This is a genomic window from Bradyrhizobium iriomotense, assembly GCF_030160715.1.
Classification (GTDB): Bacteria; Pseudomonadota; Alphaproteobacteria; order Rhizobiales; family Xanthobacteraceae; genus Bradyrhizobium; species Bradyrhizobium iriomotense.
Map to the genome: position 1 here is coordinate 120,688 of NZ_BSOW01000005.1, position 13,493 is coordinate 134,180.

Genomic DNA, 13,493 nt, shown 5'->3' on the forward strand with positions numbered 1-13,493 from the left:
TCAAACGGCGGAGCGCAAGACGATCAGGCGAAAAATTTTTCGAGAGCGGGATTTTATGGTTAGCAATCGGTAAACGCGGTGCGGATGTCGCGCTCGTGCCGCCGCAGGAGCTGGCGGAGCTGCTGGCGGCCGCGCTTGAGAAGCGACTCCACCGCAGCAACCGTGGTGTCCATCACCTGGGCGATCTCGCCGTTGCTCATGTTCTCATGATAGGACAGGATCACCGCGATGCGTTGCTGCTCCGGCAGCCGCTGCATCGCGACCTCCAGCATGTCGTTCAGCTCGTTGCGCTCGATGATGTCAGCCGCACCCGGCTGGCTATCGGCGACTTCCGGCACCGTATCGACGTTCTCCGTGCGCGGCTTGCGACGCAGATCGATGCAACGGTTGGAGATGACACGGTAGAGCCAGGTCGAGAATTTTGCGCGGCCGTGCTGCCAGCGTCCGCGATGGCTCCAGATCTTGAGCATGGTGTCCTGCACCACGTCCTCGGCATCCGCGGCGTTACCGACGATACGCAATGCGATCGCATAGGCGCGATCGATGTGACGCTCGACCAGCATGCGGAACGCCGCTTCGTCGCCGGTGGCGAGACGATCGAGCAGCTCGCTGTCTTCATCGAGGACGATCTCGGCGGTCGGCATCGCGTCCGGCGCGAGCGGCGCCGACGGCATCACAGGCAAGATCTCGTCGACCGGCGCCGTCGCCGTGACTTCGGCCTCGGCGGGCGCCCAGACATCAGCTGCGTAACTCATCCCGCGATCTCCAACACGCAATGCCGGCGGCGCATATTCCACACGGCTTCCAAGCGTTGAACGCAGAGGCGAGCCAATCCAGGCGGGGAATTTTCGTTATTTTTCAAGATGTTATCCGGAATCTTTTGCCGAGTAACCGGCAACAATTGCCGAGGTCGCGACAAGCTCGCGCTACCGTCCTGCAATCATCGACATCGTCGCGCGTCATTTGCGGATCATTCATCCCGAACAGACGTAGCTTCAAAAACTCGAGGAGATACACGGCACTAAACCGAACACGCGCTCTGCGCGCGAGGCACACGGCGATCGATTGTGTCCAAGTGTGAATGAACGCGAGACGATTTTCGCACTCGGCAATTTTTGCCGAATCACCTTTTTCGAACCTAGCGGATTTTTTGAATCTGTCAGTCGCGACATGCGCGGTTTTGAATCGCGCGCGAAGTTTTTTCGTCGCGAGCGCGCCTGACTTGCAACACACGAGCGTTAATCGGTTCGATTGGCGGAGAATTGCAGCATGAAGATCGCGACGGCCGACGCGAAACGTCGGACGAGAATTGTTTCTGCTTGGTCATTCGATGTTTTCGATACGTTTCTGATGCGCGCCTGCACGACGCCAGATGGCGTATTTGAAAGGACTTACGAGCTCTCCGGCATTTCAAGAATATGTCCGAACGTTTCCGTCAGTTTCGTTCAGCATCGCATCCAGGCCGAATCGCGCGCGCGACGAAATGCGAAGGACAAACGCGGCGCTGGCGAAGTGCATATCGCCGAGATCTATTCCTATTTTCCGTTCAAGCTGTTCGGGCTCGATCGCCGCAATCTCGACGATCTCGTCGCGGCCGAGTTCGCCGCCGAGCTAGAGCTTTGCCGCATCAATCCGGAAATGCTTCAGCAATATCTGGACATGAAGCAGACCGGTCATCGCACCGGATTCATCTCGGACACCTACTGGGATTCCGCGCAGCTCGCCCGTCTGCTGCGCGCCTGCCATCCCGGTCTCGCCTGGGACTTCCTCTACGCGTCCTGCGACCACGGCAGCAGCAAGAGCGAAGCCCTGTTCGCCAGATACATCACCGATCAGGGCGTCGATCCGGCCGCGTCCTTTCATGTCGGCGACAACGAGAGCGCCGACATCAAGGGCGCGCGGCGTCACGGCATTCGTCCCCGCTACTATCCGCAAGCCTCGGCGTCATTGGCTTCGAAGCTTCAGCGGGAGACCGCGATGTTCGAGCTGCTGTGCCAGGGCAGGCCTTCGCGGCTCGACCACGGTGCGCGCACGCTGCGGCGAATGGTGGCGGTGCGGAGCGCGGAGAAGTCACCGGCGTTCCAATTGGGCATGACCGTGCTCGGTCCGGTGATGACGGCGTTCGACACCTTCGTCGCGGCGCGCTACGAGGCGCTGGCGCGGCCCGGCCGGCGCGTCGCGCTCGGCTTCCTCGGCCGCGACGGATTTTTGTCGCACCGGATCTGGCAGGAACGTCACGGCACAATTTCGGCTTATGTCGAGATCAATCGTCGCGTCAGCCTGATCGGCTCGGCCAATTCCATGGAGCCGCTCTGCGATCTCCTCGGCAAGGTCTTGAAGATCGACGCACCGACACTGCGCGACATGATCAAGATCCTGCCGCCAGAAGTCGCCGCCTTCTTTGCGAACTATCCAGACGGGATCGCGCCCGGCAACGAGCTCGCCGAGGCGCTGCCCGATCTGATGGACGCCGGCGAGATCACCGAGCTCGCCGCCGGCTTGCGCGCCCGCCTGCTCGCTTATCTCCGCCACACCATTCCCGGATTCGACCATTGCACCGACCTCGTGCTCGCCGATCTCGGCTATTCCGGCAGCGTACAGAAGGCGCTGCGCCGTATCTTCGATCAGGAAGGCATCAATATCCGCCTGCACGGCGCCTATCTGATCTCGCTCGATGACGCCTTCGACGACATCGCCGAGGGCGACACCGCAGAAGGCTTCATCTCCGATCTCGTGGTGACGCCCCATGTCAAGCGCATGCTGATCCGCAATGTCGCGCTGCTCGAGCAGATTTGCTGCTCGGCCGAGGGCTCGGTGCGCGACTATCAGGACGAGGCGGTCCTGCGCGAGATCAATCCGCGCCCGACCGAACAGATCGCGCTGGCCGCCGAGATCCAGTCGGGCGCGCTGGCCTTCGCGGCAGCAGCGGACAAGATCGCCTCCGAATACAAGCTGCTGCCCTATGCTGCACTCGATGTCGCCGCGAGCTGGAGTGCGGCGACGCTGGCGCGCCTGTTGCTGCTGCCTGATGACGACGAGATCGCACTGCTCGGCGGATTGAAGCACGACGTCAATCTCGGCACCCATGCGCTGGCGCCGCTGCTCGATGGCGGGTTCGTCCGCAATCAGCTTACCGCACGCGGCCTGTCCGCAGCCTGCACTTCGGCGGCGCCGCCGATGTGGCTTGCGGGCAGCTTTGCCGGCCTGTCGCCGTCCTATTCCTATCTCTACACGCTGTTCGGGGCGAACCGCCTGCCGGCCGACGTGTTCGAGGAAGCCGCTTGCGGTGCGTTACAGATCGGCCTGTTCCAAACCGACGGCGGTGCCTCGATGGAAACGGTGACCGTCCATCGCACCGGACTTGGCGAGCTGCGCCTGCGCATCCCGCTATCGCGTACGATGGCGGTCGCGACGATTGCCGTCCCTCTGGCAAAGCTTGCCCGTGAGGGGCTCCTTCACGGCGTGACCGTCCAGAGCGGCGATGGCGTTCGCGACGCGGTTGAAAGCCAGGAGGTGACGGGGATCGCCGCCGACAGCCTGGTCCATGCCGGGCTCCAGCGAAACGGTCTCTATTACTGCGCCGAGAACGACGATGGTTGCCTCTTGATCCCGGTCGGGCCGATGACGCGGGACGTCGCGGTCTATTCGATCGCACTCACCTCGCTCAGTCACGCCCGCATCCTCGCGACCGCGCTCGAATAATGCGCCTGATCGCGCCCCCTCGCCCGTTGAAGCCCAAGGGCCGATACGAAACGAGGGGGCACGGAGTTGACGGACGGAACGCAGACAGAACTTGACGGCCTCTTGCGCACAGCCGGCATCCGGCTCGGCGAGGCGCAACGCCACCGCCTCGGCTGGCTGGTCGGCCGCTACGGCGCCCCGACGGTGCAGATTGCGCATGACGGCCGCCGCGGCGGCGGGGTCATCATCCTCACCGAACCACCGAGCGGCGCCACGGCCGAGCTGTTCTACCATACGCTAACTCCCGGTTGCGCGGTCGTCATCCCGCTCAGCGAGAATCCGGGCTTCGACTTCCTCAAGTCAAAGTTGACCGAGTTCGGCACCGTCGGCCCGAGCGCCGAGGGTCCGCATGAAATGTGGTGGGGCGGGATCGGCTGGTCGAGGTTTCTCGCGGCCGCGGACGGATGCACGGTGCGGCCGCGCGTCATCTCCTACTACCCGTACGGCACCGACCCCGTCGCGATCCGCGCCTTGCAGCACTCGCTCGAGACTTTTGAGCTCGACAGCCATGTCGAGCCGATCGCAGCCGAACTTGGCGAAGAGGTGCTTTGCTTCGAGAAGGCCGAGTTCATCGCGCGGATGTGGAGCCGCTACCGCGAGCCGCTGCTGTTCGTCGAGGCCGGCGCGGTGTTGCGCGAGGCGCCCCTGCTGCCGTCGTCGCTCGGCTGCGACGTCGCCCTCCACAAGTGGAACCGCTGGGAGATGTCGGCGCAAACTCTCTATCTCGGCCGCACGGCTGGCGCGGAGCAATTGCTGCAAGCCTGGCACCATCTCGCCGCCTCCCATCCCACGATCTGGGAAGGCTATCTGCTCGACCAGGCCTGGAGCCACGCCTCCTCGCACGGCCCGCTCGACACCGTCTGGCTCCCCCGCTCCTATCATGCGCTGACGGGTGACCTCGCAGCAAACCGCGCCATCATCGTCCATGCGCAGCCGACGACCACGACCGAGCTCGGGCCTGATCCGAGCTTCGCCGGCATGGTACGCGCCGCCCGTCGCGCCGGCCGGACCGGCGCGCGCGACGCCTTCATGGTCATGACCTCTCGGGCTGCCGCCGACAACGGCGTGGCCGTGATCCTGCGCGACATCGAGGCCAATGAGGCAGGCGCGGTCGCCGCCACCGTCGAGGCGGTGACCGGCGCCTTTGCCCGGGACTGCGGCGGCTTTGGCCGGTTCGAGCTATCGCTCTGCGGCTGGCAGGACGATGTCAGCACGGCGCGGGAAGCTGCGCGCCTCGCTCGCTATCGCGTTCTCGAGATCGCGCCGGGACAGAAGATCGCCGGCGACTTCTTCGCCAGCGCTGCGGCCGAAGCCACGCGCTGCCACCTCATCCCCTGACGAGAGCCATCCGATGCTGAAAACCATCATCCTGCTCACCCAAACCGGCCAACAGCAGCTACCGCTTGCCGCACTGCTCCGCGAGCACAACCCAAACCTCTCCTTTTGCTCGGCGCTGTCGGCGCGCGATCTGCTCGCGATTGCACCCGACATCCTGCGTGATGCGCGGCTGGTGTCCTTTGCCAACGACATCGCAATACCAGAGAAATTCCTGCTCCAGCTCGGGTGCGGCGCCTACAAATTCTATGTCGCGCCCGTGCAATATCCGGGCTTGCCGACGGCGCCGGACGACAGCGACGATCCGCGTTGCTTCTCGGCGATCGCGCAATCGATGACGATCTGGCCGGACACCCGCCGCGTGGTCGGACTTGAAACCCTGACCGTTCCGGAAGAGGCGTCGCCGATCGAACGCGAGCGGCAGACTTTCACCCGGCTCGCGCACCTGTTCTGGCGGATGGCCGGCATGATCGCGAATGAAGCGACTGAGCTGCCCGGGATCATCGACAGCAGCGAGAGCAAGCCGAGCTTTGCGCAGATGAACTGACCGGCGAAGGTGGTCGGCTTCGTTTCATCCGCTTTGCCGACAAGGCATCGCGATGCGCCGGTGTCGCGGTCGCGATGGCGAAGCCGATCGACGGCTGCACTTTCGTCACCGGGTGCGTCTAGGACGCGGACTCATTAACGCGAAGCCATAGCCTGATCGAAGCGAGCTGGACGAAAGCAAGGTGGTTCGCTGCCAGCTTGTCGTAGCGCGTCGCCACCCGACGGCATTGTTTGATCCTGTTAAAGAACCGCCCGACCCGATTGCGAGCGCGGTAGAGATAAGGGCTGAAGCAGATCGGACGCTGCGAAACGCCGCGCGGCTTGTTCGGCAGCATCGGCTTGAGGGCAGCCCATTCACAATCGGCGAGTTCGTAGCGCATGATTCGAGCCCCCAAGTTTGGGAGTTTGAATCATGTGCGTCCGGCCAAAGCCAAGTGAAGGCGGTGGGTGAGGGAGGCTCCTCCACACGTCAGCTATGATATGTTGTGCCTTTCTTCATCGCAGGAGATAGACTGACGTGTCCGATACCCAGAAACTGACGCCCGCACTCTCGACGCCTGGGCGCGACCTGCTGAGGCGAGAAATACATAAAGGACTGGCGGACAGAGCGGCCGGCCGCGTCAAAGACCTCGATGTTGACGCCATCCCTGCCAAAGGAAAGAAGCTATTCCAGAAGCGCTCAATCTCCAATGTAAGGCAATTCGGAGCTGATGGTCGAAAGACTCTCTTCTTGCTGCTTCTCCTTTTCGCGATCCCCGCGGACGACTGCTCCGCGCAGACACCGCCCCCGCCAGTCGACGAACATGCGTTTGAGCGCGTGCCGCCGACGGTCGTGAAGGGATTGGCGACCCGCTTTTCGCTAGGCGCATTCGCCGGCCGCTTCGAGGAGACGCCGCTCGACGCGGTCCGCGAAGCCGTGGGCGAAGGGACCATCCAACACCAGGGCGACGCTGGAGATAGCATCTATTGGCTGTGTTATAGGCGCGCGCAGCATCGAATATGGGTCGTGTCCAGCGGAGAGATGGGCGGCCCGGACCATCTCGTCACAGAGATCGTTGAAGAGCTCACCGAGAAAGACACCGAGACCTCGACCGATTGCGCCATCATCCCGGAAAAGTTCGCGCCCCTCGTCTTCGACGGCACCCTGCATTTAGGTATGTCGCGTTTGGAGGTAGTCACGGCGCTGGGACCGCCGTCGAAGTCGGAAGCTGCTCAGATGGTGTATTCTCACGTCGGAAAGCTCGCAGACGGTTTCGATGAGACCGCATGGCTCATTCTCCGATTTCGTGAGGAAAAGCTCGTGTCCATGCGCGGCGGCAAGACCACGACGAATTGAAGTGGCTGCTAGCAGCGTTCATGCTTCACAGCGTGATGCGAGCGAGTCACGCTCGCTCCCGCACGATCCCCATCACATACCCGAGCTTCTCCACGACCTTCGGCGAAAGCAAGCCCAGGGCACTCGGTCATCCACTTTGGCTTCGATGCCCCCGAAGCAGGGGCCGAACTGACCCAAGGTGATGAGCAGCCGGGATCAAGAGTTCGACGTTTACGGATGCGATTGAATCCGTCTGTCGCCTCATGTCGCCTTTGAAGGGTAGATCGGACCTGCCTAAGAGCGGTTCAAAACGACGCGATTGGCCCATCGCGTCATTTGCTGCGATTGCACAAAGACGTCGGTGTCGGAGCAAAGCGGACATCACCAATGATTTATGAGTACGCGTCCTAGTACGACTTGGCGAGGCCAAGCACTTTTTCCGCGATGAAGCTGAGCGCGAGCTGCGGGCTCACCGGCGCAATGCGCGGGATCAGGATCTCGCGCAGATAGCGCTCGACGTGAAACTCCTTGGCGTAGCCGAAGCCGCCATGGGTCATCACCGCCTGCTCGCACGCCTGGAAGCCGGCTTCGCCTGCGAGATATTTTGCAGCGTTGGCGGCGGCGCCGCAGGGCATGCCCTTGTCATATTGCCAGGCCGCCGACATCACCATCAGCCAGGCCGCCTCAAGCTCGACCCAGTTCACCGCGAGCGGATGCTGGATGCCCTGGTTCTTGCCGATCGGGCGGTTGAATACGACACGCGTCTTGGCATATTCGGTCGCACGCGACAGCGCGAGCTTGCCGAGGCCCACCGCTTCGGCTGCGATGAGGATACGCTCAGGGTTCATGCCTTCGAGGATGTATTCGAAACCGCGTCCCTCTTCGCCGATGCGGTCTTCCATCGGGATCTCGAAATCCTCGAAGAACAGTTCGTTGGAATCGACGCTTTTGCGGCCCATCTTCTCGATCTCGTGGACCTTGATCCGCTTGCGGTCGAAATTCGTGTAGAACAGGCTGAGGCCATGGGTGGGCGAACGCACCTCCTCGAGCGGCGTCGTGCGCGCGAGCAGCAGGATCTTGTGCGCGACTTGGGCGGTTGAGATCCACACCTTCTGGCCGTTGACGATATAGCGGTCGTTCTTGGCGACCGCGCGGGTCTTGAGCTGCGTGGTGTTGAGGCCGGTGTTGGGCTCGGTGACGGCGAAGCAGGCCTTCTCGCTACCTTCGACCATCGGCGGCAACATGCGCTTGCGCTGCTCTTCGGTGCCGAACACGACGACCGGATTGAGGCCGAACACGTTGATATGCACGGCAGAGGCGCCCGACATGCCGGCGCCGGATTCCGCGATCGTGCGCATCATGATCGCGGCCTCGGTGATGCCGAGACCGGTGCCGCCATAGGCCTCGGGCACGCAGATGCCGAGCCAGCCGGCATCGGCCAGGGCCTTGTGGAAATCATGCGGGAAGCCGCCTTCGCGGTCCTTGTTCAGCCAGTAGGCGTCGTCAAAGCCTTCGCAGATCTTCGCGATGGCGTCGCGGATGGCTTCCTGCTGATCGGTGAGCGCGAAATCCATGCTGAATGTCCTTGCTCGAGGCTCGTTAGGTCCTAGCAGGACCTCGGCTCGACTGCCTCGATGAGCTTCTTGTTCATTCGTTTCTCCCAGACGCGTAGCAACGCCGGAGCCCGCAGCTCAAAGCCGCTGGCCCCTCGCACCATTTCTTGCTTGAGCGAAACGTACATATATGTGAATTTATCTGTCAAGGTTATGAACAATGCATGGGGCTATGCGTCGGAAGGCGGGGGGAAGGCTCACCTCACGGGTCGGAATTTCGAACCCCGGATTCATGCATCTGAACCATCGGCTTGGACGGAGAGACAGGATGGCCGGCCTTTACTTCGAGGATTTTTCGGTCGGCCAGGAGTTCAGACATCCACTGACCCGCACGGTCACGGAGATGGACAACACGCTGTTCAGCCTGCTGACGCTCAACCCGCAGCCCCTGCACATCGATGCGCATTTCTCCGCACAGACCGAATTTGGCCAGCGCATCTTCAACAGCCTCTATACGCTCGGCATCATGATCGGCATGACGGTCTATGACACGACACTCGGCACCACCGTCGCCAATCTCGGCATGACCGACGTGACCTTCCCCAAACCGGTGTTCCATGGCGACACGCTGCGGGCGACGACGAAGGTGCTGTCGGTGCGGGAATCCAAATCTCGCCCGAAGGCAGGCATCGTCGAGTTCGAGCACCATGCCTACAACCAGAACGACGAGATCGTCGGCAAATGCCGCCGCATGGCGATGATGCACAAGAGGCCGGTCTGATGCGCTCCATGCTGTTCGTGCCGGGCGATTCCCCACGCAAATTCGAGAAGGCGAGTGAAGGCAAGGCCGACGCCCTGATCATCGATCTCGAAGACTCCGTCGTCACCGAGAAGAAGGACGAAGCGCGCAAGCTCACGCTTGCGATGCTGAAGGGCCGCCGCGGCTCGCACCAGCTCTATGTCCGCGTCAACGCGCTCGACACCGGGATGACGCTCGCCGATCTCGCCGCGGTGATGCCCGGCGCGCCCGACGGCATCGTGCTGCCGAAATCGCGCGGCGGCGACGACGTCCAGCAGGTCGCGCTGTGGCTCGACGCATTCGAGGCGGCCGCCGGCATCACGTTGGGCTCGACCCGCATCGTCTGCGTCGCAACGGAAACGGCCGGCTCGATCTTCGGCCTCGGCACCTACAAGGATTGCTCTCCTCGCCTCGCCGGCCTGATGTGGGGCGCCGAAGATCTCTCCGCTTCGCTGGGCGCCACCGAGAAGGCCAGCGGCGGTTTATTTCATAGCCCCTATCGCCTGGCGCGCGATCTCTGCCTGATGGCGGCGGCCGCAGCGGAGGTCGCGCCGATCGACACCGTCTATACCGACATCGACAACCTCGCCGGCCTCGAGCAGGAGACGCGTGCCGCGCGGCGTGATGGATTCTCCGCAAAGGCACTGATCCATCCCAAGCATGTCGACATCGTCAACGCGGCGTTCGCGCCGACCGACGCCGAGCGGACATGGGCCGAGAAGGTGATCGCGGCCTTCGCCGACAATCCTAATTCCGGCACGCTGCGCCTCGACGGCATGATGATCGACAAGCCGCATCTTCGCGCCGCGAAGAAGATCCTTGGCCTACCCTAGGACGCGATCCCAAATGATCGTTCGCCAAGCCGCCAATGTCCTGGAGATCATGGAATACTTCGCGCAGGCCAAGAAGCCCGCGACGCTCGCGGAGATCGCCGATCATTTCGGCTGGCCGCGCTCGTCGACCTTCAACCTCCTCGCGACGCTGTCGGAGAAGGGCTATCTCTACGAGCCGCGGCGGCGCGGCGGCTACTACCCGACGCCGCGCTGGCTGACGCTGGCCCGGATGGTGTCCGAAGTCGAGCCGCTGCCGCCATGGGTGCATGCGCTGATCTCGGAGCTTTCGGCGGAGACCGGCGAGACCGCGTCCATCGTTGCGCCATCGGGAGTCATGGCGGTGTTCATCGACGTCGTGGAGTCGCAGGCCCCGATCCGCTACTTCGCGACGATTGGCCACCGCATTCCCATTCATGCGAGCGCCAGCGGCCGCGCGCTGCTGCTGCAATATTCCAAGGAGGAGCGCGACCAGCTCTATCGCAAGATCGAGTTCAGGCCGTATGGCGCGTCGACGCCGATCAGCATCGAGGCGGTCGAAGCGGAGCTGCGCAATTCGATCGCCCGCGGCTATTGCCAGAGCTTTGGCGACTACAGCCGCGACCTCGCAGGCGCCGCGATCCCGCTGCCGATCGGCGATCGGCGCCTCTCTGTTGTTGTCGCGGGGCCCGAGTTTCGTATCGGCCCCAAAGTGCCCGATGTTGCGGCGCTGATCGCAAGGACGATCGATCGGCTGCGGCCGAAGACGGCCGCATAGTCTGCAGATTTATTCGAATCCCTGAGCCGCCGGCATTGAGGTCTGCGTCGGCGCAGCGGGAGCAGCAGGCGCAGCGTGCGCTGGCGGAGTACTAGCCGGCCCCATTTGAGCGACGCGGCCATTGGCTTCCATCGCCCTACTGCTCGTGGGACCCGGGGTCGCAGAGGCGGGCGTCGGGGCCACCGGGGCTGGCGCTGGAGACGCCGAACTCGGGACGCGATTGGCTTCTCTGCGTGCCCGTTGCCGGCTCGTCGCCGACCGGGAACCGCGCAAACCCCACGAGCGCGCGATGGAAGGGCCGGCGGCATAGCCAACAAAGGCGCCGGCTACGGCACCGACCGGCCCCAGCACGATAGCGCCGGAGACGGCTCCAAGAGCAGCATCGCCGGCGCGCTCCTGCGCAACGGCACCTGCCGGAACCAACGCCAGCATCACGACTGCGGCCATCAAAAATCTGTTCATCGGCGCGCCTCCCTCACGGGAATTCACTCTTACGAAAATATGGCAGCAGGACGTTTGTTTATCGCCCAACACAGGGCAATCAGCCGATGGAACTCCGGCCGTCAGCGAAACTCCGCCGGGATGGTTGTCCCGACGGAAGCGGCTCAACTCCTAGACGATCTTGATCGACATGTCCGGCAGGCCCTCGAGCTTGCACAAGAGCACGTCGCCCTTCACGACGGGACCGACATTCTCAGGCGTGCCGGAATAGATGATGTCGCCGGCCTTGAGCTCGAACGCTTCCGACAATTTTGCGATCTGCTCGGCCACGCTCCAGATCATCTTGCTGAGATCCGAGTTCTGCCGCACGGTCCCGTTCACGGCGAGCGAAATTGCGCCCTTCTCGAAATGGCCGGTCTTGCTAGCGGGATGGATCGGGCCGATCACCGCGGCATGGTCGAAGCTCTTGCCGATCTCCCACGGCTTCTTCTCCGCGGCCATGCCGTTCTGAAGATCGCGCCGCGTCATGTCGAGACCGAGCGCGTAGCCATAGACGTGATCGAGTGCCTTTTCCGGCGGGATGTTGCTGCCGCCGGATTTCAGCGCGGCGACGAGTTCGACCTCGTGATGATAATTCTTGGTCAGCGACGGATAGGGATGCTCGGCGACCTCGCCGACGGCGACGTTCTGGATCGCATCGGTCGGCTTCTGGAAGAAGAACGGCGGCTCGCGGTTCGGATCCGAGCCGCGCTCGATCGCATGCGCGGCATAGTTGCGGCCGATGCAGTAGATGCGGCGGACCTGGAACACGCTGGTCTCGCCGACGATCGGAATGGCGGTCATCGGCACCGGGAAGATCGGCTTCGGTCCCGTCTGCGCGGCGGCCGGCGGAGCTTCGGCCATGGTGGCCGCCGTTGCCGCGGCGGCGGTCGCAAGCAGATCGCGCCGCGAGGGTGAGGAGGTCCTTTTCATGTTTTATGCTCCCGTGGGGCAGCGCTGCTGCCCATCCGGCTGATAATGGATGTGGCCGGCCGCGGCAATGTGGTCGGCGTCGTCCTATTTGCCGAGGCGATGGCACGCTGCGGCGCCTCGCGCGACCCGATTTGCCTTCCCCTCTAGCATGGAACTTGCATAAATTCTGGGCGACATGGACGCCGCATGAACCTCATCAGTCTCGATATCCGCATGCTCCGGTCGCTGATCTCGGTCGTCGAGACCGGCAGCATCACCGAGACCGCGCGCCGGCTCGGCCGGACCCAGCCGGCGATCACCCTGCAATTGCAGCGGCTGGAGGAACTGACCGGCAAGCAGCTTTTCCTGCACGGCGGCCGCCGGCTGACGCTGACCGAGGACGGCACCACGGTACTGACCTACGCCAAATCCATCCTGCGGTTGCACGACGAGCTGATTTCGCAGCTCGCATCGCAGGAGATCGAAGGCCAGGTCGTGCTCGGCACGCCGGATCTATACGCCGCCTTCATGCTGCCCTCGATCCTGAGCGTGTTCCGAAAGTCCTTTCCGCGCATCCAGGTCGAGCTCAATTGCGCGCTGTCGACGCCGCTCGTCGGTCTCGTCAAGCGCGGCGATGTCGACATCGCGCTCGTCACCCGCATGAACGATTTCACCGGCGGCCAGGTGGTGCGCCGCGAGCAGCTCGTCTGGATGACCGGCGAGCAGTCGGCCGCGCATCAGGAGCGGCCGATCCCGCTGGCGTTGCTGCCGCCAGGCAACATCTACCGCGACTACGCGATCGATACGCTCGAGCGCGCGAACCTGCGCTGGCGCATCGCCTGCGTCAGCGAAAGCGTCGGCGGCCTGCAGGCGGCCGCCTTTGCCGGCATGGCCGTGACCGTGCTCGGCCGCAGCGCGCTGGTGCCGGCGATGCGGGAGATCGGCCCGAACGAGGGATTGCCGCCGCTGCCGAAGGTCGAGCTCCTGCTCTACAAATCGAGCGGCGCCACCTCGAAAGCGGCCACTGCGCTGCACGACTATCTCGCGCACTATTTGCGCCTCGACGAAGAACTCAGCGGCCGCGGCATTCCGATCGAGCTGTCCTGAATCGTATCGGGATCCACGGCGGCATCAATGGTTGCCGACGAACCGATGCACAATCAGCAAAGATAGTTGGTCGAGAGCGGCACTGATCGAGCCGACTTGCCGCTCAAAAGCGCCGTGC

Annotated in this window: 12 protein-coding genes and 1 pseudogene; 8 read left to right on the top strand and 5 right to left on the bottom strand. The window is 63.4% G+C overall.

Annotation, left to right across the window (positions count from 1 at the left end; genetic code table 11):
• Positions 1-59 precede the first annotated feature (59 nt).
• Positions 60-755 carry an RNA polymerase sigma factor gene (locus QQL28_RS09130; RefSeq protein ID WP_284263881.1) on the bottom strand — a complete coding sequence of 232 codons (696 nt, stop codon included), beginning with the start codon at positions 753-755 and terminating at the stop codon, positions 60-62.
• Between the two features lie 514 nt (positions 756-1,269).
• Here QQL28_RS09130 and QQL28_RS09135 point away from each other — a divergent pair.
• From QQL28_RS09135 to QQL28_RS09145, 3 genes are all read left to right on the top strand, one after another.
• The gene (locus QQL28_RS09135; RefSeq protein WP_284263883.1) at positions 1,270-3,702 is read left to right on the top strand and encodes an HAD family hydrolase; all 2,433 of its coding nucleotides are present in this window, start codon (positions 1,270-1,272) and stop codon (positions 3,700-3,702) included.
• A 66-nt stretch (positions 3,703-3,768) separates the two neighbouring features.
• Positions 3,769-5,079 (top strand): hypothetical protein, encoded by a 1,311-nt coding sequence (locus tag QQL28_RS09140; RefSeq protein WP_284263886.1) that lies wholly within the window; start codon positions 3,769-3,771, stop codon positions 5,077-5,079.
• A gap of 13 nt (positions 5,080-5,092) precedes the next feature.
• Positions 5,093-5,623, top strand: a complete 531-nt coding sequence (locus QQL28_RS09145) for a hypothetical protein (RefSeq protein ID WP_284263887.1) — start codon at positions 5,093-5,095, stop codon at positions 5,621-5,623.
• Positions 5,624-5,741: 118 nt separating this feature from the next.
• Here QQL28_RS09145 and QQL28_RS09150 read toward each other — a convergent pair.
• Positions 5,742-5,900: pseudogene (locus QQL28_RS09150) on the bottom strand (IS5/IS1182 family transposase); the annotation flags it as partial.
• Positions 5,901-6,139: 239 nt separating this feature from the next.
• Here QQL28_RS09150 and QQL28_RS09155 point away from each other — a divergent pair.
• A complete protein-coding gene (locus QQL28_RS09155; RefSeq protein ID WP_284263889.1) occupies positions 6,140-6,958 on the top strand; it encodes a hypothetical protein in 819 nt (272 codons plus the stop codon).
• Positions 6,959-7,344: 386 nt separating this feature from the next.
• Here QQL28_RS09155 and QQL28_RS09160 read toward each other — a convergent pair whose 3' ends face one another.
• A complete protein-coding gene (locus QQL28_RS09160) occupies positions 7,345-8,511 on the bottom strand; it encodes an acyl-CoA dehydrogenase family protein (RefSeq protein WP_284263891.1) in 1,167 nt (388 codons plus the stop codon).
• Between the two features lie 307 nt (positions 8,512-8,818).
• On the opposite strand from QQL28_RS09160, the gene QQL28_RS09165 reads away from it, so the two are divergent.
• From QQL28_RS09165 to QQL28_RS09175, 3 genes are read left to right on the top strand one after another with little or no spacing between them, the layout of a single operon-like run.
• Positions 8,819-9,271 carry a MaoC family dehydratase gene (locus QQL28_RS09165; protein WP_027524703.1) on the top strand — a complete coding sequence of 151 codons (453 nt, stop codon included), beginning with the start codon at positions 8,819-8,821 and terminating at the stop codon, positions 9,269-9,271.
• On the top strand, positions 9,271-10,122 hold the full coding sequence (locus tag QQL28_RS09170) for an HpcH/HpaI aldolase/citrate lyase family protein (protein WP_284263897.1): 852 nt from the start codon (positions 9,271-9,273) through the stop codon (positions 10,120-10,122). The genes QQL28_RS09165 and QQL28_RS09170 overlap by 1 nt, the downstream gene beginning before the upstream one ends.
• A 13-nt stretch (positions 10,123-10,135) precedes the next feature.
• Positions 10,136-10,876: an IclR family transcriptional regulator gene (locus QQL28_RS09175; protein WP_284263901.1), complete on the top strand. Its 741-nt coding sequence runs from the start codon at positions 10,136-10,138 to the stop codon at positions 10,874-10,876.
• Positions 10,877-10,885: 9 nt separating this feature from the next.
• On the opposite strand, the gene QQL28_RS09180 is transcribed toward QQL28_RS09175, so the two are convergent.
• Both QQL28_RS09180 and QQL28_RS09185 read right to left on the bottom strand, forming a co-directional pair.
• On the bottom strand, positions 10,886-11,323 hold the full coding sequence (locus tag QQL28_RS09180; RefSeq protein ID WP_431309588.1) for a hypothetical protein: 438 nt from the start codon (positions 11,321-11,323) through the stop codon (positions 10,886-10,888).
• A 165-nt stretch (positions 11,324-11,488) separates the two neighbouring features.
• Complete coding sequence (locus QQL28_RS09185) at positions 11,489-12,289, bottom strand: fumarylacetoacetate hydrolase family protein (protein WP_284263905.1); 801 nt, start codon at positions 12,287-12,289, stop codon at positions 11,489-11,491.
• A 186-nt stretch (positions 12,290-12,475) separates the two neighbouring features.
• Between QQL28_RS09185 and QQL28_RS09190 the strand changes: the two genes are divergently transcribed.
• The gene (locus tag QQL28_RS09190) at positions 12,476-13,375 is read left to right on the top strand and encodes a LysR substrate-binding domain-containing protein (RefSeq protein ID WP_284263906.1); all 900 of its coding nucleotides are present in this window, start codon (positions 12,476-12,478) and stop codon (positions 13,373-13,375) included.
• The last annotated feature ends 118 nt before the right edge of the window (positions 13,376-13,493 follow it).